Source organism: Streptomyces sp. CA-142005 (assembly GCF_050942335.1).
Taxonomy (GTDB): Bacteria; Actinomycetota; Actinomycetes; order Streptomycetales; family Streptomycetaceae; genus Streptomyces.
This window is the reverse complement of record NZ_CP192078.1, coordinates 75,511-92,330: the sequence shown is the minus strand read 5'-3', so window position 1 is coordinate 92,330 and position 16,820 is coordinate 75,511. Positions and strand designations below refer to the sequence as shown.

The 16,820-nt window shown below is 68.6% G+C and carries 16 protein-coding genes and 3 pseudogenes; 9 read left to right on the top strand and 10 right to left on the bottom strand.

Annotated features, from left to right (window positions below):
- The first annotated feature begins 418 nt into the window (after nt 1-418).
- Nucleotides 419-2,350 carry a glycoside hydrolase family 15 protein gene (locus ACQPXS_RS00475; protein ID WP_433445888.1) on the top strand — a complete coding sequence of 644 codons (1,932 nt, stop codon included), beginning with the start codon at nt 419-421 and terminating at the stop codon, nt 2,348-2,350.
- Here ACQPXS_RS00475 and ACQPXS_RS00470 read toward each other — a convergent pair.
- The 3 genes and pseudogenes from ACQPXS_RS00470 to ACQPXS_RS00460 all read right to left on the bottom strand — a co-directional run bounded on the left by ACQPXS_RS00470 (nt 2,337) and on the right by ACQPXS_RS00460 (nt 5,589).
- Nucleotides 2,337-2,681 carry a serine hydrolase gene (locus tag ACQPXS_RS00470; protein WP_433445887.1) on the bottom strand — a complete coding sequence of 115 codons (345 nt, stop codon included), beginning with the start codon at nt 2,679-2,681 and terminating at the stop codon, nt 2,337-2,339. The genes ACQPXS_RS00475 and ACQPXS_RS00470 overlap by 14 nt on opposite strands.
- Nucleotides 2,682-2,707: 26 nt before the next feature.
- Nucleotides 2,708-3,085 (bottom strand): annotated as a pseudogene (locus tag ACQPXS_RS00465) (GNAT family N-acetyltransferase); the annotation flags it as partial.
- A gap of 623 nt (nt 3,086-3,708) precedes the next feature.
- Entirely contained in the window at nt 3,709-5,589 is a 1,881-nt protein-coding gene (locus ACQPXS_RS00460) for a dynamin family protein (RefSeq protein ID WP_433445886.1), read from the bottom strand.
- Between the two features lie 523 nt (nt 5,590-6,112).
- On the opposite strand from ACQPXS_RS00460, the gene ACQPXS_RS00455 reads away from it, so the two are divergent.
- The 4 genes from ACQPXS_RS00455 to tgmB all read left to right on the top strand — a co-directional run bounded on the left by ACQPXS_RS00455 (nt 6,113) and on the right by tgmB (nt 8,030).
- Nucleotides 6,113-6,541 carry an LCP family protein gene (locus ACQPXS_RS00455; protein ID WP_433445885.1) on the top strand — a complete coding sequence of 143 codons (429 nt, stop codon included), beginning with the start codon at nt 6,113-6,115 and terminating at the stop codon, nt 6,539-6,541.
- A gap of 71 nt (nt 6,542-6,612) precedes the next feature.
- A complete protein-coding gene (locus ACQPXS_RS00450) occupies nt 6,613-6,762 on the top strand; it encodes a hypothetical protein (RefSeq protein WP_433445884.1) in 150 nt (49 codons plus the stop codon).
- A gap of 109 nt (nt 6,763-6,871) precedes the next feature.
- Nucleotides 6,872-7,063 carry a putative ATP-grasp-modified RiPP gene (tgmA, locus tag ACQPXS_RS00445; RefSeq protein ID WP_433445883.1) on the top strand — a complete coding sequence of 64 codons (192 nt, stop codon included), beginning with the start codon at nt 6,872-6,874 and terminating at the stop codon, nt 7,061-7,063.
- A 34-nt stretch (nt 7,064-7,097) separates the two neighbouring features.
- Entirely contained in the window at nt 7,098-8,030 is a 933-nt protein-coding gene (gene tgmB, locus ACQPXS_RS00440) for an ATP-grasp ribosomal peptide maturase (RefSeq protein WP_433445882.1), read from the top strand.
- Here tgmB and ACQPXS_RS00435 read toward each other — a convergent pair.
- Nucleotides 8,027-8,590 (bottom strand): annotated as a pseudogene (locus tag ACQPXS_RS00435) (IS630 family transposase); the annotation flags it as partial. The gene tgmB and the pseudogene ACQPXS_RS00435 overlap by 4 nt on opposite strands.
- A 186-nt stretch (nt 8,591-8,776) precedes the next feature.
- Between ACQPXS_RS00435 and ACQPXS_RS00430 the strand changes: the two are divergent.
- On the top strand, nt 8,777-9,661 hold the full coding sequence (locus ACQPXS_RS00430; RefSeq protein ID WP_433445881.1) for an N-acetyltransferase: 885 nt from the start codon (nt 8,777-8,779) through the stop codon (nt 9,659-9,661).
- A gap of 73 nt (nt 9,662-9,734) precedes the next feature.
- On the opposite strand, the pseudogene ACQPXS_RS00425 reads toward ACQPXS_RS00430, so the two are convergent.
- The 3 genes and pseudogenes from ACQPXS_RS00425 to ACQPXS_RS00415 all read right to left on the bottom strand — a co-directional run.
- Nucleotides 9,735-10,028 (bottom strand): annotated as a pseudogene (locus ACQPXS_RS00425) (3'-5' exonuclease); the annotation flags it as partial.
- Nucleotides 10,029-11,101: 1,073 nt separating this feature from the next.
- Nucleotides 11,102-11,710, bottom strand: a complete 609-nt coding sequence (locus tag ACQPXS_RS00420; protein WP_433445880.1) for a flavin reductase family protein — start codon at nt 11,708-11,710, stop codon at nt 11,102-11,104.
- A gap of 187 nt (nt 11,711-11,897) precedes the next feature.
- Nucleotides 11,898-12,470 carry an SDR family oxidoreductase gene (locus ACQPXS_RS00415; RefSeq protein WP_433445879.1) on the bottom strand — a complete coding sequence of 191 codons (573 nt, stop codon included), beginning with the start codon at nt 12,468-12,470 and terminating at the stop codon, nt 11,898-11,900.
- On the opposite strand from ACQPXS_RS00415, the gene ACQPXS_RS00410 reads away from it, so the two are divergent.
- The 3 genes from ACQPXS_RS00410 (at nt 12,417) to ACQPXS_RS00400 (ending at nt 13,980) form a co-directional block, all read left to right on the top strand.
- The gene (locus ACQPXS_RS00410; RefSeq protein ID WP_433445878.1) at nt 12,417-12,899 is read left to right on the top strand and encodes a hypothetical protein; all 483 of its coding nucleotides are present in this window, start codon (nt 12,417-12,419) and stop codon (nt 12,897-12,899) included. The two genes, ACQPXS_RS00415 and ACQPXS_RS00410, sit on opposite strands and share 54 nt — an antisense overlap.
- Nucleotides 12,900-13,114: 215 nt before the next feature.
- Nucleotides 13,115-13,786, top strand: a complete 672-nt coding sequence (locus ACQPXS_RS00405) for an esterase/lipase family protein (RefSeq protein ID WP_433445877.1) — start codon at nt 13,115-13,117, stop codon at nt 13,784-13,786.
- Between the two features lie 2 nt (nt 13,787-13,788).
- On the top strand, nt 13,789-13,980 hold the full coding sequence (locus ACQPXS_RS00400; protein WP_433445876.1) for a hypothetical protein: 192 nt from the start codon (nt 13,789-13,791) through the stop codon (nt 13,978-13,980).
- 394 nt (nt 13,981-14,374) lie between these two features.
- Here the strand turns inward: ACQPXS_RS00400 and ACQPXS_RS00395 are convergent, their stop codons facing one another.
- The 3 genes from ACQPXS_RS00395 to ACQPXS_RS00385 all read right to left on the bottom strand — a co-directional run bounded on the left by ACQPXS_RS00395 (nt 14,375) and on the right by ACQPXS_RS00385 (nt 16,707).
- Nucleotides 14,375-14,797, bottom strand: coding sequence for a nuclear transport factor 2 family protein (locus ACQPXS_RS00395; RefSeq protein ID WP_433445875.1), 423 nt, complete (start codon nt 14,795-14,797; stop codon nt 14,375-14,377).
- A gap of 214 nt (nt 14,798-15,011) precedes the next feature.
- Entirely contained in the window at nt 15,012-15,806 is a 795-nt protein-coding gene (locus tag ACQPXS_RS00390; protein WP_433445874.1) for an oxidoreductase, read from the bottom strand.
- 73 nt (nt 15,807-15,879) lie between these two features.
- The gene (locus tag ACQPXS_RS00385) at nt 15,880-16,707 is read right to left on the bottom strand and encodes an alpha/beta hydrolase (protein WP_433445873.1); all 828 of its coding nucleotides are present in this window, start codon (nt 16,705-16,707) and stop codon (nt 15,880-15,882) included.
- Nucleotides 16,708-16,820: the final 113 nt, after the last annotated feature.

The following is a 16,820-nucleotide window of genomic DNA, read 5'->3' as shown; positions in this document are numbered from 1 at the left end:
GGGTGAATGCCCTGGTCAGGGCACGCATCCAGTCTTGGACCGCCTCCTGCGGGCGCCTTCGGTATTCGTGACGAACTTCCGGCTCAGCCGTAAGGATGAGCCGTGCCCAAGGTCATCCCGTTGGTCGAGAACGTGAAGGTGAGGGGTGGCCTGATTGGTGGTGTGTGGTGTAGCTCGCGCAGAGTCTTGGGTGTTCTTTCGGCTGCTTGTGGGGGGGGTGCGCCACGGGTGGGGGTGATGTCAGTCGGCTGCTGGGGGCCGGGGGTGGGCGCAGCGGCGGTCCGGCAGGTTCCCCGCGGCCGCGGACGACTTGGGGCGGGTCGACGCGGTGAGCCAGGGGCATCTCTGTTCATCGCCCGGCCTGGCGTCCTGGGCCCACCGTGCTGCCTCACTCGCGTGTCGGCGAGACCATGAGGAGGTGACCGGTACGAGTGACCGTCCCATTTCGGACTACGCGCTGCTCTCCGACTGCCAGACCGCGGCGCTGGTCAGCTTGGACGGTTCCATTGACTGGCTGTGTTTTCCGCACTTCGACTCCCGGGCGGTCTTTGCCCGGCTTTTGGGATCGCAGGCAGGCCACTGGTCCATCCGCCCCGCCGGCCCGTACACCGTCAGCCGGTACTACCTCGAGCGCAGCCTGGTCCTGCGCGCCCGGTTTTCTACCCCCACCGCCACCGTGACGGTCACCGACGCGCTCGCCACGGGGTGGAGTGAACGTGGCCACCACCTGGGCGAACAGGCTCCGCATCTGCTGCTGCGGGTGGTGGAGTGCACGGGCGGCCGTGCGGACATCGAGATGGAGTTCGCGCCCCGCCCCGAGTACGGGCTGGTCAGACCCTTGCTCCTGCCCATGGAAGGCGGACTGCGCTGCCACGGCGGCCCGGACACGCTGGGCCTGAGCTGCCCGCTGCCACTGCAGATCTCCGGCATGGCCCGCGCCCATACCCGCCTTGAGGCCGGCCAACGCGTCGCCTTCGCCCTGCGCCAGGTGCCCGCTGGCAGCCCTCTCGTGCTGGTGCCGCAGGAGGAGATCGTCGCGCACCTGCAGGACACCGTCGACGGCTGGTTCTCCTGGTCCGAGATGCACCAGTCCTACCAGGGTCCCTGGGAAGAACTGGTTCACCACAGCGGGCGCGTCCTGCAGGGTCTGACGTTCCAGCCGACCGGCGCGATCGTCGCCGCCCCCACCACCTCCCTGCCCGAGCGCGTCGGCGGCGTCCGCAACTGGGACTACCGTTTCGCCTGGATCAGGGACGCCTCCTTCACCCTGGACGCCCTGTGGGTGGCCGCCTGCCCCGATGAGGCAGAGGCCTTCTTTCGATGGATGGCCCAGGCCGGCGCCAGCGACACCGCCGCCTGCGAGTCTCTGCAGATCATGTTCGGCATCCGCGGCGAACGCGACCTGACCGAGCGGGAACTGCCCCGTCTGCCCGGCTGGCGGGGCAGCCGCCCGGTCCGCGTCGGCAATGGTGCCTGGCAGCAACGGCAACTCGACGTCTACGGCGAGCTGCTGGCAGCCGCCCACCGCCTGCGCGACGACCTCGGTGCACTGGACGCCCCCACCATGGCCTTCCTTGCCGCCTGCGCCGACATGGCCGCCGCTTGCTGGAACGAGGCCGACCAGGGCATCTGGGAGGTCCGCAGCGGCCCGCAGCACTTCGTCTACTCCAAGCTCATGTGCTGGGTCGCCGTCGACCGCGCACTGACACTCGCCGACGCCCTGGGTGCCCACACCCGCATCCCCGCATGGATGCGGGCCCGGGAGGAGATCCGTGCGGCGATCGAGGAACACGGCTGGAGCCAGAAGGCCGGCGCCTACACCCAAGCCTTCGGCAGCGAGGTGCTGGACGCCTCCGTGCTGATGATGCCGATCGTGGGCTTCCTGCCTGCCGACGCTCCCCGCATGCGCGCCACCATCGACGCCGTCCGTGACCGGCTCACCAGCGAAGACGGCCTCGTCTACCGCTATCTGAACGCCGACGATGGCCTGCCCGGCGAGGAAGGCACCTTCTTGCTGTGCACCTTCTGGTTGGCCCATGCCCTGGCTTTGGCCGGCGACAGCCAAGCGGCCCGCACGGTCTTTGAACGAGCCGCGCACCGCGCCAACGACGTGGGACTTCTTGCTGAAGAAGTCGATCCGGCAAACGGTGAGCTGCTCGGCAACTTCCCGCAGGCTTTCAGTCACATCGGTCTGGTCAACGCCGCCTGGGCCATTCACCAGGCTGAGACAGGTGCAGTTGAACCGCCGCCGTGCCACCGGCCCGACTGGTTCCCGCGGCACGGGTCCTCCCCGCCGCCCACGGTGCGGGCCGGGGTACGCCACGTTTGGACGCCTGTTAGGAGGGACTGATGTCGTAGACGTTCTTCGGAGTCACGATGCTGGTGACCGCCTGGGCGAACTTCGTGCTCAGCGCCTTGCCCTGGGAACCGATATCGCTGGTGGTGTGCACCACAAGCGTGGCCTTGGCCTTGGCTAGGTAGACCATCACCGTCTGGTAGCCGGGCAGCGAGCCGTTGTGCCCTACCCACCCGTGGTTGTCGAACGCTCCCAGGCCGTAGCCCACGCCCTGAAGGCCGGTCGGGGTCATCGTGAGCCGTTCCGCCTGCGTCGTCTTGGACGGCAGGGTCCCTTCGGCGAGGGCGGCCGCCCAGGACCGCAGATCGTGCAAGGTGAAGATCATCGCCCCGGCCGCGCCGTCCACCGACGCAGCGTTTCGAACGCCCACCGCAGCAAAGCGCGCGCCGCCTCGGTCGCGTAGCCGTGGCCCCACGCCGCATCGTCGAAGCAGTAGCCAAGCGACGCGCTGCGGAAGTCCGGATTCCACCTGTTGAGGCTGCACCAGCCGACGAACGCCCCGTCGGAGACACGGTCTACGGCCAGCCGCGCGCCGGTGCCCTCCTGTGCCATCTGCCAGGAAGCCGTGATGAACTTCTCGGCGCGCACGCGTTCGCTCCACGGTGGCGCGTCCCAGTAACGCAGCACGTAGGCGTTGCTGTGCAGTGCGAAGAGGTCGTTCGCATCCACGTCTTCGAAGGCACGCAGCCGAAGGCGAGCGGTGTGCAACGACGGGGTAGGCAGCGACATACTCATGTTCCCTCCCCTATCGGTGTGGCCGATCAATCAGACCTCCAATGACGGTCACTCGCACGGGTTTTTCTCAGCGGGCCGGCAGAACCACGTGTCCGCTCCTCGGCGCGGCCGAGCGCCCCCGGAGGGAGCACCTGACGTGACGCTCGGTCTGGCCTTTCGGTTGGGCTGAGCAGACCGGTTGCGGCCCGCCGGAGGCGGCTACGGTCGACGGACACCGACGTCACGGCCGCGCTGTCACCCCTGCGCGGATGGCAGCGGCGCAACCATCGAGGCACTGCGCTCACTGCTCCGCTCGCCAAGGAGCGCGGCCTGATCTTCACCAAGCCCACGACCCGTCTCAAGACCGAAGACATCCCACGCAGCCTGCTGCCGATGACCGACACCGAAGTGCACGCCGTCCAACGGATCGCCGCCACCCCGGCGCAACGGCTGATCGTTGCCCTGGCCGCCGTCCACGCACGACCAAGGCAGGATGAAGTGGGTCGGCGCCGACGGTCAGTGCTTCGTGCCGTACCCGGTCGCCGCGGATGCGTTTGAGGAGGGTGCCTTGGTGCAGCCGGTGCTGCTCGGGATTCGGCCCGGGCCGGGGTCGTCGCGATGCGGATGTCGCCGCCCGGTCAGAGCGCCTCCAAAGCCCGGAGGGACTCGACGAGACTCTGCGCTTCGGTGCAAAGCGGTTCGAGATGGTCGATGAGTCCCTGCCGGATCTGGTTCTCGGGGTTCGTGATGCGCTCGCTGATGCGATCGCGGGACTGTTCGAGCTGCTCCCGGTATTGCGCCAGATTATCCATCAGATGATCAATGACATCGGTTCCCTGAACACCTGTGGCCAGCGTGAACTGGTCCTTGATCGCCGCAACTTCGGCGTCCATCGCGCTGATCCACTCGTCCTGGAGAACTTGCAGGGAGCTGATCCGGCCTTTCCGGCGCTGAACACCGATGTAGATCAGGGCGGCGATCCCGGCGACAAGGCCTGCGGGCGGAAAGAGCGTGCCGGCCGCGGCCAGACCGTACAGCCAGCCCCCGCTGGCTGCGACGGGTGTGACGATGCCGACCAGCGCCGCTGCCCGCTGCACCACGTCGTGGCGGGTGGTCGAACGCCGGCTTTGCTGGGGAAGCGAGAGGCTGTTCACGTCAAGAGCGAAGTCCGGAAGCCGTCCCGCGAGATCCTTGTCGCCGAAGACCTGGTCCACTGCTTGGACCAAGTCCTTCTTGAAGCCCTCGAACTCCTCGGTCCACAGTGTCGCCGGACCGGCAGGTCCTTCGATCCATGTCCGGAGCGCCTGGGCCTTCGACACCTGAATCTGGTTCGCCTTGGTGGGCCTGTTGAGGTCCGTGGCCCTGATGACATCGTCCAGCTCGGCGTGGAGATGGGCGGACAGGCGGGTGAAGGGGCGAACGGTCCGCGCGATGCGGTTGTGGAGTTTGCGCTCAAGCTCCTCGCGCATGCGCGGCAATGCAGTGTCGAGGAGCTCCAGTCGCTGCCGCTCGCTCTTCAGCAACTCCTTGAGCTCGTCGATCTCAAGGCGTTCGTCGCGCAGCCGCACGGCAAGCGCCTGGTGCCGCGGGGTCATGAGGATCCGGGCCTCCGTCGCCACCGCGGCGATGTGCCGGGCGCCGGTCCCGGTACTGATCAGGTCCTCGATCGCCTGGCGCAGTGTCTCCATGCGGCTTTCGGCACGCTGCCGCTGTGCTGCGGCCTCCGCTCCCTCTGCGCCGAGTTTGTCGGCACGCGCTTCCAAAGCGGGGGAGACAGGCAGGAAGCCTTCACCGATGAAGCCGAGATCCGGCTGGCCGTTCGGCAGCGTGAAATTGTCTCGCAGGTAAGTGTTGTTGCGGGCGATCGTTGCCTTCCACTCCGGGATGTTCCGGAGGTCGAGATTGGCTGCCGCGTCGATCGCGGTGACCACCCACACCACCCGTTTCCCCGACAACAGGTAGTGGTCGTACAGGAAGCGGATCAGATCAAGATCACGTTCCGAGAGGGTGCGGCTGGCATGCGACACGTACATGAAGCAGTCCGCGTCGGCCATCGCGGTCCGGACGATCATGTCGTGGACCGGATTCGGGGAACCGTAGCCGGGCAGGTCGTAGAGCTTCGCCGGAAGCTTGGCGCTGGCGAGCATGATCTCGAGTTCGGCCACCTCACGTCCGCGGTGAGGCCTGAGCCGGTCGGTCACATCCGCATCCTGCATCGCATACGCTGCGACCACAGAGGGGGCCGGGGAGTTCCCCACCTCCTCCCACCTGTCCTCGCCGGAATCCGTGAAACGCACCCGCAGATAGCCAGTGCCCGAAGCGTCGAAGCTGGACTGGTCGTCCACCGGAACCACACTGGCGGGACACGCAGTGGTGGGGACGGGGGATGAAGGGAGGAGGCCCACGAACTTGTCCGCCGTGTGACCGTCGGCGGTCGGTACCTCGACCAGCTCGAGCCCGCCCTGCAGACCGCTGAGAAGGAAGCTCTTGCCGGACGAGAAAGCACCCAGCAGCGCCACGTTGATCAGGGTTGAGGCCGCACGTGTCCTCAGCCGTGTCATCGTGCCCGCGTCGCTGAGGACCTCCTCTGGCCATTCCGCCGGAGTCTCGGGGGCGGCTGACGCGGCGCGAAGCCACACCTCGCACCGATCGAGAACAGAGCGCAGTTCGTTGCGTACTTCGTCTATGTCCCTCGGCACAGTCACGGTACAGGTATAGCCCAGGGCGGCGAGGTGGTGTGAGCGATCACCGGATTCCCCGGGTGGAGCGAGGGCACAGGTGGGTTGACGAGCTCATCATGGATGAGTTCCACTTCTGCGTCGTCGTCGGCCCTCGGCTCAGCAGCGTCTGTGCGGTCATGGATGCCGCCTGCGGCGGAAGTTCGGCATTCCGGCATGCGGGGCTACGCCCGGGCGGCCCCACCCCAGGGCCCGCGATCCCTACGGATGGGCAGTTGCTCGTCGTCGGTAGTGCGAGGCGCGGGCTTGGTGACGTCGGCGCCACTGTGACCAGCGGAGCCGGTGCGCGAGGTTGTGGACCGGGATGATCAGGACCGCAGGCCAGCTGATTATCCCTGGCCCCCTCGACCCCGGCACCGGCAAGCACCACCGGCCGGCGAAGAACAAGCTCAACGCCGCCTACTCCGTGGGCGGTCGCGGTTGCTCGTGCGGACGATCGAGTCGAACACCGGACTGCTCGTCGACCACTTTCGTCGGCGGCGTGGACGCGAGGGGCGGCGTCGCGGTGTGCGTGGGCCGGACCATCAAGGACGACGAGTCCGGCCTGGACCTGAGTAACGGTTGCCACAACCTGGACGGCGCCCAGGAGCTCGCGTTCGTCCGCCCATGGCACCAGGAGGCGCGGGGCGACCTTGGCCGCAGCAGGAACCGGCGGAAGTTCCTCTCCGCGCTCGCCCACAGGCCGCCGAGCCGGGCACGGCACTCGATCCGCTGTGCACCCAGCCCCTGCTGAACGCGGCGCCGCGCACCCGCGTCGTCGACAAGCAAACAGATCTGTCGGCCCTCGTACGCCTGTTCCAGGCCATGTGCGACGTCTCGGCCCGCGAAGGCGGACAGCTCGCCGTCCTCGTGTCCGACCGCTCCAACGGCACTTCCAAGGGCAGCGCCGTGCGCTGGGACGCGGAGAAGGCACGGCGGCTGTTCGCGGAGCTGCGGGAGGCCCGGCCGGTGTGACGTAGATGACAGCTGTGCTTGTCGTGTCTGGTGTGACAGATGTGACGCCACGTCCGTTGCAGATGTGTAGGCAACGTAGGTAAGTGATGGACGATCTTGGAGGTTTCACGTGCGCCCCTTCACTCTCAACTACACCGCCCCCAGAGACATGACGGGCCAGCTGCCGCCGTACCGCTACGACGCCTCGCTCCAGCTGAACGTGCTCCCCGACGGCCGCCCGGCGGTCAGCGACCCGGAGCTGCTCCTGGCGGCCGGCACGACCACGTCGACGGCCGGTTCCGCGACCCATTTCGACGACTGACCATCCGCGACCGAACGGACGATCACGCAAGCGCATGACCGTACTGATCCTCACCTCCGAGAAGGACGTGACCGCCGACATGGTGGTGGCCAGGCTGCATGAGACGGGCACCCCCGTGATGCGGCTGGACCCCGCCGACCTGCCGGGGAAGGCCGTGCTGTCCGCCGGCTACGCGCACGGCGACTTCGACGGCCACCTGTCGGTGGGCGGGCATGTGCTCAGCATGCGGGGTCTGCGGTCCGTGTGGCTGCGCCGGCCCGGCGAACCGGCCGCGCACGCGGCGCAGCCCTCGCCGTGGCTGACCGCCGAAAGCCGTCAGGCGTTCTACGGCATGTTGCATTCCGCCGCCGCCCGCTGGATGAACCACCCGCGCCACGCGGAGCAGGCCCGCCTGAAACCCTGGCAGTTGAGGGTCGCCCATCGCAGCGGCTTCGCCGTACCGCCGACCGTCTTCACCACCTCACCGCGCCTGGCACGTCAGTTCGCCGAGGAGCACGGGGACGTCGTGGTGAAGTCCGCCTCGGGGCCGCCGCGCGGCAATCCCGCGCTGACCCTGCCCACCACGCTGATCCGGCCCGACGCGGACTTCTCCGCCGTCGCGGCCGGTCCGGCGCTGCTCCAGCGGTACGTGCCCAAGCGCGCCGACATCCGGCTGACCTGCGTCGGCACCCGGCTGTTCGCCGCCCGGAAGACGGCCGAGCCCGACCAGGTCGACGGACGCTACGGCGACACCGGGCACACCTGGGAGGCCATACCCGTGCCGGCGCGGATCGGCGGGCCGGTGCGTGAGTACCTCCGTATCAGCCAACTGGCATACGCGGCCTTTGACTTAGCCGAGGACAAGGACGGCCTCTGGTGGTTCCTGGAGTGCAACCAGGGTGGCCAGTTCGGTTTCGTCGAGCTGGCCACCGGGCAACCGATCTCGGAGGCGGTCGCCGAGTGGCTCTCCCAGCCACCCCTGGCCTAGCGCCCCGAGTCGGGAACTCGCGTCAGACGTCCGGCGAGGCGTTCAAGGATCTCGTCTGCGGTCTTCGTCCAGGCGAAGGGTCTTGGTTCCAGGTCCTGATCCAGCTGCGGATGTCCTTCTCCAGGGACGGAACGTTCCTGTGGACACCTCGCCGTATCTGTTTGTCCGTCAGCAGCGCGAACCACCGCTCTGGCCGATCGCCTCGCCGGTGGTTCAGTGCGGCGAAGAGCGTGGTGGCGCCGCCGCGCACGTAGTCGCGGGTACGGCGCTCTGGCATGCGCGGCATCATCGGCAGCACCAGAGCCGACCGGTCCAACGCCGTGATCTGCGTCTTCTCGTCCACACACAGCACCAGCGCATGCTCGGGCGGGGGCGAGACACAGGCCGACCACATCGCGGACCTTCTCGATGAACTGCGGATCCTTCGAGAGCTCGAAGGTGTCCACCAGATGCGGCTTGAGGCCGAAGGTCCGCCAGATGCGCGTGATGGCCGATTGAGTGGTGCGCATCGTGAAGTAGCAGGTCACGGGCCTGGTGTGCGTCGGCTCCGGGGTACTTTCATGCTGGTGACGGGCGGGTGACTTCGGTGGAGATCGTCGGTCAGCGGACGGCTTCCCCGTTTGTGAGGACGAGCAGGCGTGGGCGCCCTCCCTCATCGTCGCTCACTGCCGCGGCGCCGCCTAAATCCGCTGGCGGCCAACGCCTCGTCCTGCGACAGTGCGGGAATGGAGTGGAGAGCCGTTTGCATGGCGGACGTCGACGCCCTCGCCGAACTGCTCGGCCGGGACGAGGAGGCGACGGTCGGTCGCCGCGAGTCCGGCCCCGCCGAGGCGCGCAGCATGCTGGCCGCCGCCCCCGGCCTGGACCTGCCCTCCCGCACGTGGACCGCGTCGGGCCCCGACGGCGGCCTGCTCGGCTTCGCCGCCCTCCATCCCGCGCCTCAGCCGGGCGAGCTGCGTGCCCAGTTGGTCGTCGCCCGGTCCCCGGATGCACCTGCCGTCACCGCGACCCTCCTGGAACGCCTCGACGTCTGGGCCGCCCACGACCTGCCGACCCCTGACACGCCGGTGACGCTGTATCAGCTTCCTGGCTGCTTCCCCCACGACCAACTCCTCAGCCGCGGCTGGACCGTCGTGGACAGCAGCAGCCGCCTCACCGTCGACCTGGACGCCATCCGCCTCCCCGAGCACCCCGCGCCCGCGGTGCGCGCGGCCCGGAACGAGACCGACCTCCGCACCGTCCACTCCGTGCTGAACGAGGCCTTCACCGACGACCCGGAGCACCCCCATCCGGACTTCGACGCCTTCCACCACGCCCAGCGCCGACGCGAGGGCTACAACCCCGACTTGTGGCTCCTCGCCGAACTCGACAGCGTCCCCGCCGGCGCCCTCATCGCCCGCGACCCCGTCGACCGCGCCTGGATCGCCTGGTTCGGCGTCCACCCCGCCCACCGCCGCCACGGCCTCGGCGCCCAACTCCTCACCACCGCATTCAGCCTCCTCCGCAACCGCGGCCACCGCACGGTCGGCGTCGACGTGGACACCCACAACACCGGCGCCATGCAGGCCTACACCTCCGCCGGCATGACCCTTCTCGGCGCGGCCGACCAGTGGCGCAGGACCTACGTCTGAACCCGGCGCCCGGTGATGCACCCCACTGATGCTTCGCCCGCAGGTGCTGCGGATCCGCCTCCACTCGCAGGCAGTCGCCCACGATGACCGTCTTGTCATACTCCGCGTTGTAGGCAAGGATCTTCAGCCCGGCGGTGACGCGCAGTACGTCCGGCAGCACCTGGTCCCAGGTCGGCGCGTCCGCGACCATCGCGTCACTGATCCGGTGAACGTCGAAAGCATCCTCGGTCACCGGGATCTGCGGGTTGACCAGGCTCTCCAGCAGCACCTCGCCGGTGGCCGCGTCGACCACAGCGACCTCCATGACCCGGCCCCACAGATCGTGCGTCTCGGTGTCCAGCACGACCGCCACGCCCGGCTGCAGCATCCGCGGCGCCCAGTGGATGGCCTTGCCCTGCGCGCCGAGCAGCTGGATGCCGTCCGCGAAGCGGGACGCGACCGGGTTGCCGGCGAGCAGCGCGGCGACGTCGTCCCGTGACGGGCTGCCGTCCAGGCCCGGCTCCCAGTCGATCAGCCAGCGGTTGTCGAGGTTGGCGAATCGCGCCCAGACCGGCAGACGGAAGGCCTCGCGCAGCTCGTCGACGAAGGCGCGGACGACGGCGGCCCGCTGCGGCGCCAGCTGGGCGAAGGCCCGCAGCGGGGAGGGTCGGCCCGGCTTGGTCGCCCGCACCGCCTCCCAGTCCACCCCGGGGATGTCCTTGAGCGCGTTCAGGTCCCCGACCCGGTACATCGGCACCTCGACGACCTTCTGGTGGCCGCGGCCACCTGACCACACCGTGCGGCGCACGTGGCTGACCGGTGCCAGCCATCCGGCCTCGATGCAGTAATCCAGGTCCCGGCGCCGGATCTCCAGGTGCTGCGCCGCCAGCTCCGGGCCCGCGCGGCCAGGATGTCCGCCCCCAGGTCCTCGTTGCCAGCGAGCCGCTCGACGTCCTCAAGCGCCCACCGGCCGAACCGGCCAGGCCGGATGCCCTGCTCCTCGGCCGCCTTCTCGAACTCGGCCACCTCTCAGCCACACCGGCCAGCGGCTTCATCCCTACGAGCCGAGGCCAGAAGCCAGGCGACCCGCTCGGCCACGATCTGCTCGAGCGCCGCGCACATCTGTGGCGTGGGGGAGGTCAGCTGCCGCTCGTCATACAGCGGATAGTCCCCGAACTCGCCGACGCACTCCAGCAGGCCCCGCTCAGCTGACGGCGCACCGGCCCGGCACTGGGTGCACGTCAACGATCTGCAGGCCTTCTTCGGCGACCAGATCGGCGCCGACCCTGCCCAGGGGTTGTCAGCGCGCGACTGGCTGATGGTCCCAACACAGCTGTTGCGGGAGCTGACTGCACCGCTGTCCCCGGGTGGTTCATTTTCGAGTCAGACTCCCAGCGAGGATGTCGAGCGGAAGGGTAACGACGACGTCGGACGCGGCGAACACCTCGCCGGTGGCCCCGATCAGTTGGCGCGGGGCTCCTCGTAAGGGATCCGGTTCAAGTGCAGGACCTCGCCCAACGTGCCCCATTCATCGCCGCCGAGCTTGGTGAGGGGCCGCAGTCGCTCGCTGTTGGGCAGGCCGTCGACGATGTAGTCCTCGTCCACCGCGGCATGGAGCACCCGCCCGAAGACCAGGGTGGAGTTGCCCATGCGCAGGGTGGTGTGTGAACGGCACTCCAAAGCCACATGGGCAGCGGCCACTCTGGGCGGACGTACACACCGGCTGGCCTCGCGCTCGATGCCCGCGGTGTCGAATTCGCTGACCGACCGGGGAAAGTCGATGGCGGTGGCGTTGATCAGCTGCAGGAGTGGTTCGGAGGAGAAGTTGACGACGAACTCCCCGGTGTCCTCGACGTTTCGAAGGGAGTCCTTGCGTCCGATGGAGGTGAACTGGACGATCGGGGGATCGGTGCTGGCGATGCTGAAGAAGGAGTGCGGGGCCAGGTTCTCGGTACTTCCGTCCGGTGTGATCCTGGAGACCCAGGCGATCGGCCGTGGAATGACGACCGATGTCAGAAGCCTGTAGAAGTCCGCGCTGCTCATCGCCTCGGGGGCGTATTCGACACGCACAGGCTCAGTATCGAGTCCAGCACACTGCGCCTGCCGCAGCCCGGGAGCGCGTGTCGCGCAGAGGGTGAGGTCAAGACGATCGACGACCGCACCGAGCTACCCATAGCGCGAACGGTGTGCCGATGACACGCCTGCGCTCGCTCCCAGGTCGAGGGAAGCGGGCGCAGGGCGCCGCGACGGGGTTGGTTCAGAGCGTCTTGATGAGACCGCCGTCGATGGTGAAGTCGGCGCCTGTGATGTTGGCGGCGCGGTCGCTGGAGAGCATCAGGACGAGGTTGGCGACCTCGGCGGGGCGGGTGAAGCGACCGGTGGCGAAGCCTCCAAGACTGTTGATCGCCTGGTCCACGGCTTCCTGCGGGTCGACGCCCAGGGCGGCCGCGATGGTGTCGGCCATGCCCCCGGGCCCCATCCACAGGTCGGTGCTCACCGGACCGGGCGCGATGCTGTTGACGCGTACACCCTGCGGGGACACTTCCTTGGACAGAGCCTTGGAGAAATTGGTCAGGGCTGCCTTGGAGGCTGTGTAGTCGATGACCCCGGGGTCGGGCAGGAAGGCGTTGACCGAGCTGATCATGATGATGGAACCGCGCGAGGCGAGCAGCGCGGGAAGAGCCGCGCGTGATGCGCGCACCGCGCTCAGCAGGTTGATGGTCAAAGTGTTGAGCCATTGTTCGTCGGTGACGGAGAGGAAGCCGCCCAGACGCGGTTGTGCCCTGCCGACGTTGTTGACCAGGACGTCGATGCCGCCGAGCCGTTCCACAGCGGTCTCTTCGCTACGGATTCTGCCGCCTACCACGCTCGGCAGGGCCTGGACGCCGTCGCGCTGTTCGCCGAGGCCGCCGTACGGACCGGCAACGTAACCGAGGGAAGGGCGGTCCTCGCCGAACTCGAGCGACTCGCCTGCATCACACCCGCCCCGCTCCTTTCGGCCCAACTGCCGTACGCACGCGCTGTCCTCGCCGACGACGCCGACGCAGGCCCCCTCTACACCAGCGCCCTGGCTACGGACCTCAGCCGCTGGCCGTGGGTCGCGGCCCGCCTCGCCCTGGCCCACGGCTCGTGGCTGCGCCGAACCGGACACACCGAGAAGGCGGCAACCGCACTGCGGAAAGCCCGGACCCTGTTGGCCGACCTCGGCGCGGTCATGTGGACCGCCAGGGCCGACGCGGAGCTCGCCGTGCTTTCCTGACCCCGGTGAGCGCTCGCGGCCTGACTCCCGCCACGCCCCGTCACGGATTCCGTGGTTGGGTCAATTGGCTGCAACGTTCCCTGGAGACAGCCTATTTGGACCCAGTGCCCGGCTGTGAGCTCCATCGGACGGAGCTGCACCCGCGCGTGGTCACCCAGCCACCCTCGGCCCGGCAGTCAGGTGACTCAAGCGGAGGCGCCCAGAACCGGAGAAGCATGGGAGGCGGCACAGGCGCTATCCGGCCTGCTGTTCCCTACCGACGGAAGGACTCGATCAGGACAGGCACTGCCACACCCGTCGTCTTCATCCATGGACTCTGGCTGCACGGGGACTCCTGGGCACCCTGGCAGGAACTGTTCGAAGCGGCAGGGCACCCGACTGTCGCGCCCGGCTGGCCCGGCGTCGCGGGCACGGTGGAACTGGCCCGGGCCGCGCCGGAGAGCATCGCGGACCGAGGCATCGACGAGGTGGTGGAGCACTACGCGGCCGTCATCGACGAACAGTCCGAGCCACCGATCCTGATCGGCCACTCCTTCGGAGGCATGATCGCCCAGAAGCTGCTCGGCCAGAACCGGGGCGCGGCGGCGATCGCCATCGACGCAGCACAGATCAAGGGCGTGCTTCCGTTGCCCCTGTCCGCGCTGCGCTTGACCTTCCCGGTGTTCGCCAATCCGGCCAACAAGCACCGTGCGGTGTCGCTGACCGCCGAGCAGTTCCGGTTCGCCTTCGGCAACGCCGTCAGCCCCGAGGAATCCGATGAGCTGTACGAGCGGTGGACCATTCCCGCGCCCGGCAGGCCGTGTTCGAGGCCGCCACGGCCAACTTCTCGCCCCACTCACGGGCGAAGGTCGACACGCTCAACGAGGACCGCGGGCCGCTGCTGCTGATCATGGGCGGCCAGGACCACACCGTCCCCGAGGCGGTCACCAAAGCCACACTCAAGCAGTACCGCCACTCGGAGGCCGTGACCGACCTCGTCGAGTTCGCCGACCGCGGCCACTCGCTCACCATCGACCACGGCTGGCGCCAGGTCGCGGACGCCGGACTGGACTGGCTGCGCAAGCAGGGCCTCACGAGCTGATCTCCAACCAGACGCCGGCCCGGGCCCAGACCCGGGCCGCGTTCCCAGTTCCTGGCGCCCCGGCCACCGTTGTGACGGCCCAGCACTCGGCGGCGCGGTCCAGGGCCTCCCCATATCCCAGCCCGGACCACACGCACAGCGCGAACACCTCACGTTGGGCGGGGGCAACCGATCCACGATCCCCATCAGCCATGGGCGCAGGCTCTCTCCCTCGTTGCGCAGTGGCGCGCGAGCTCCACAGCAGGCAGCCGCGCTCGGGATCGGCCAGGTCGGTTTCTGTCCGAGGCGGATTCCAGCTGCTCCATGAGGGCGGCTGCCGATGCCAAGGCGCCGCTTGCGTCGTACGGCTGCAAGCGGCACCTTGGTGCGCCGATCCTTGAGGAAGCGACCGGCCTCAGTCCTGACCGGCGGTGCCGTTGATCGCTGCGGTGATCGGCCTGTCCTCGACGAAGGCGTCGAATCCGACCAGCAGACCGTTCTTCACGGTGAGGACGTGCACGATGGCCGCGTCGAACTGCGCACCGGTGGCCCGCCCTGTTCCGCGGGTGCGCCCGACGGCGACGACGTCGGAGCCTGCGTCAAAGAACTGCTCGATCTCGATCGTGCTCTCGATGAGGTCGAAGGTGTTCTTGAACAAGGCGGCGAATCCGGGAAGCCCGGAGTAGTCGCCGCCGTAGGGGAGTTCCTTGGTCACATGGATCTCGATGTCGGGTGAAGTGATGGCCGCGAGGGCTTCGCGGTCGGAGCGGAGGAGGGCCGCGTACATCGTCTGGGCGACCTGGCGGGGGCTGAGGGTGGAGGAGGCGGACTCGGTCATGGTTCTCTCCCTGAGAACTTCAGTAACGGAGATCTTGGTGCTGGATGAGTTGAAGTCCGCACTCGCCCTGCCGGACGGGTACGGCTGTTGAGCGGTGTGCGTGCGTCAGCCGAGGAACTGCAGCAGGAGAGGCCGACCAACAGCATCAACGGTGCCGGCCTGTGCGCGGCTCGGTTCGGAGCCGCGCCTCCGGGCGGTGAACCACTGGCGGCTGTCACAAGGTCTTGATCAGGCCGCCGTCGATGGTGAAATCGGTGCCTGTAATGTTGGCGGTGCGGTCGCTGGAGAGCATCAGGACGAGGTCGGCGACCTCTTCGGGGCGGGTGAAGCGACCGGTGGCGAAGCCTCCCAGACTGTTGATCGCCTGGTCCACGGCTTCCTGCCGGTCGACGCCCATGGCGGTCGCGATGGTGTCGGCCATGCCGCCGGGACCGGTCCAGATTTCGGTGGTCACCGGGCCGGGCGCGATGGTGTTGACGCGTACACCCTGCGGGGACACCTCCTTGGACAGAGCCTTGGAGAAGTTCGTCAGGGCGGCCTTGGAGGCCGTGTAGTCGATGACGCCGGGATCGGGCAGGAAGGCGTTGACCGAGCTGATCGTGACGATCGAACCGCGCGAGGCGAGCAGCGCGGGAAGAGCGGCACGTGAGGCGCGTACCGCGCTCAGGAGGTTGACGGTCAGGGTCTCGAGCCACTGTTCGTCGGTGACGGAGGCGAAGCCGCCCAGACGTGGCTGGACCCTGCCGACGTTGTTGACCAGGACGTCGATGCCGCCGAGTCGTTCCAGAGAGGTCTCGATGAGCGTTTCCACGCCGTCGGCCGTCGCCAGGTCGGCGGTCACCGGGATCACGGTTCCGGAGGCTGCCAGCTCGGCGAGTTCGGGGCTGGTGGTGCGGGCGCCGGCCACGACGCGGGCGCCTTCCTCGACGAAGGCCCGCGTGACGGCGAGTCCGATGCCGCGGCTTGCACCGGTGACGACGACGGCCTTGTCCTTGAGGTGCAGATCCATGAGGTCTTCCTTGTTCGTTGGATGCGCGTGCGTGGTGGGCAGCAGGGGGTGGTGGACAGTAGGGGCGCGGCGGTCAGGGGCGGGCCGTGGCGGACCGGCCAGTGATGCCCTGGCGGGCCAGCCAGCCCAGAGCGCAGTCGGCGACGGCCCGCCAGCCCTGGTCGACGACCAGGGAATGGCCGCGGTCCGGCAACTGCTTGAGCTCGGTGGTCGCCGTCGAGTCGCCGTGCAGCTTGTAGGCGGCACGAGTGACGATGTCCGGCACGGTGTGATCGCGCTGGCCCGACATCAGCAACAGAGGCCCCCGACGGGTGTTGCCGGTGTCGACCGCGGCCGGCGACGTGCGGCTGAAGTTGGCGAACGCTGCTTCGAACAGCGGTCGGCCCGGGGCGGGTATGGCGTGTGCCTCGAACAAGGCGTCGGATTCCTGCTGCGGGATCGCGTTGCCGAACGCGTAGCGGAACTGCTTCGCTGTCAGGGAAACTGTCCGGGACCGGTTGGCCGGGTTACGGAGAACCGGGGAGGCCGAGCGCAGCTGCGTGAACGGCAGGGGTTTCACCCCCTTGATCGGCGCCGGGTCGATCGCCACGGCGGCCCGTCCGAGGCCGAGGCCGAGGAGCTTCTGGGCGATCAGGCCGCCGAAGGAGTGCCCGATCAGCACGGGCTCGGCCGGCAATGTCTCGATGAGGGCCGCGTAGTGCCCGGTCACCTCGTTGATGCCGGCTCCGGCCATGGTCTCCGGGTGCGCCCGGGCGTCGGGCACGTTGTCCGGTTCGCCGGGCCAGCCGGGGGCGAGCGGGGCGAATCCCTCGGCGTGCAGCAGCTCCATCCAGGGGCGCCAGGAGGAGGAGTGCAGCCACAGCCCGTGGATCAAGACCACGGGGGTGCGCTGGTCCGTCATGAGAGCCTCCTTGCGTCGGAGGACCGCCTGATGCGATCTCCTTTGGTGCTCTCCAAGGTGCCGTCAGGGTCATCCCGGTCGGCTCAGTCAGATGACCCAAACGATGGGGTTGA

Excerpts from the sequence above, each read along its gene's own strand:
- ACQPXS_RS00455 (WP_433445885.1), top strand. The coding sequence starts at position 6,113 with ATGATCAGGACCGCAGGCCAGCTGATTATCCCTGGCCCCCTCGACCCC.
- ACQPXS_RS00390 (WP_433445874.1), bottom strand. The coding sequence starts at position 15,806 with ATGGATCTGCACCTCAAGGACAAGGCCGTCGTCGTCACCGGTGCAAGC.
- ACQPXS_RS00430 (WP_433445881.1), top strand. The coding sequence starts at position 8,777 with ATGGCGGACGTCGACGCCCTCGCCGAACTGCTCGGCCGGGACGAGGAG.
- tgmB (WP_433445882.1), top strand. The coding sequence starts at position 7,098 with ATGACCGTACTGATCCTCACCTCCGAGAAGGACGTGACCGCCGACATG.
- ACQPXS_RS00450 (WP_433445884.1), top strand. The coding sequence starts at position 6,613 with ATGTGCGACGTCTCGGCCCGCGAAGGCGGACAGCTCGCCGTCCTCGTG.
- ACQPXS_RS00385 (WP_433445873.1), bottom strand. The coding sequence starts at position 16,707 with ATGACGGACCAGCGCACCCCCGTGGTCTTGATCCACGGGCTGTGGCTG.
- ACQPXS_RS00405 (WP_433445877.1), top strand. The coding sequence starts at position 13,115 with ATGGGAGGCGGCACAGGCGCTATCCGGCCTGCTGTTCCCTACCGACGG.
- ACQPXS_RS00470 (WP_433445887.1), bottom strand. The coding sequence starts at position 2,681 with ATGATCTTCACCTTGCACGATCTGCGGTCCTGGGCGGCCGCCCTCGCC.
- ACQPXS_RS00400 (WP_433445876.1), top strand. The coding sequence starts at position 13,789 with ATGGGCGGCCAGGACCACACCGTCCCCGAGGCGGTCACCAAAGCCACA.
- ACQPXS_RS00395 (WP_433445875.1), bottom strand. The coding sequence starts at position 14,797 with ATGACCGAGTCCGCCTCCTCCACCCTCAGCCCCCGCCAGGTCGCCCAG.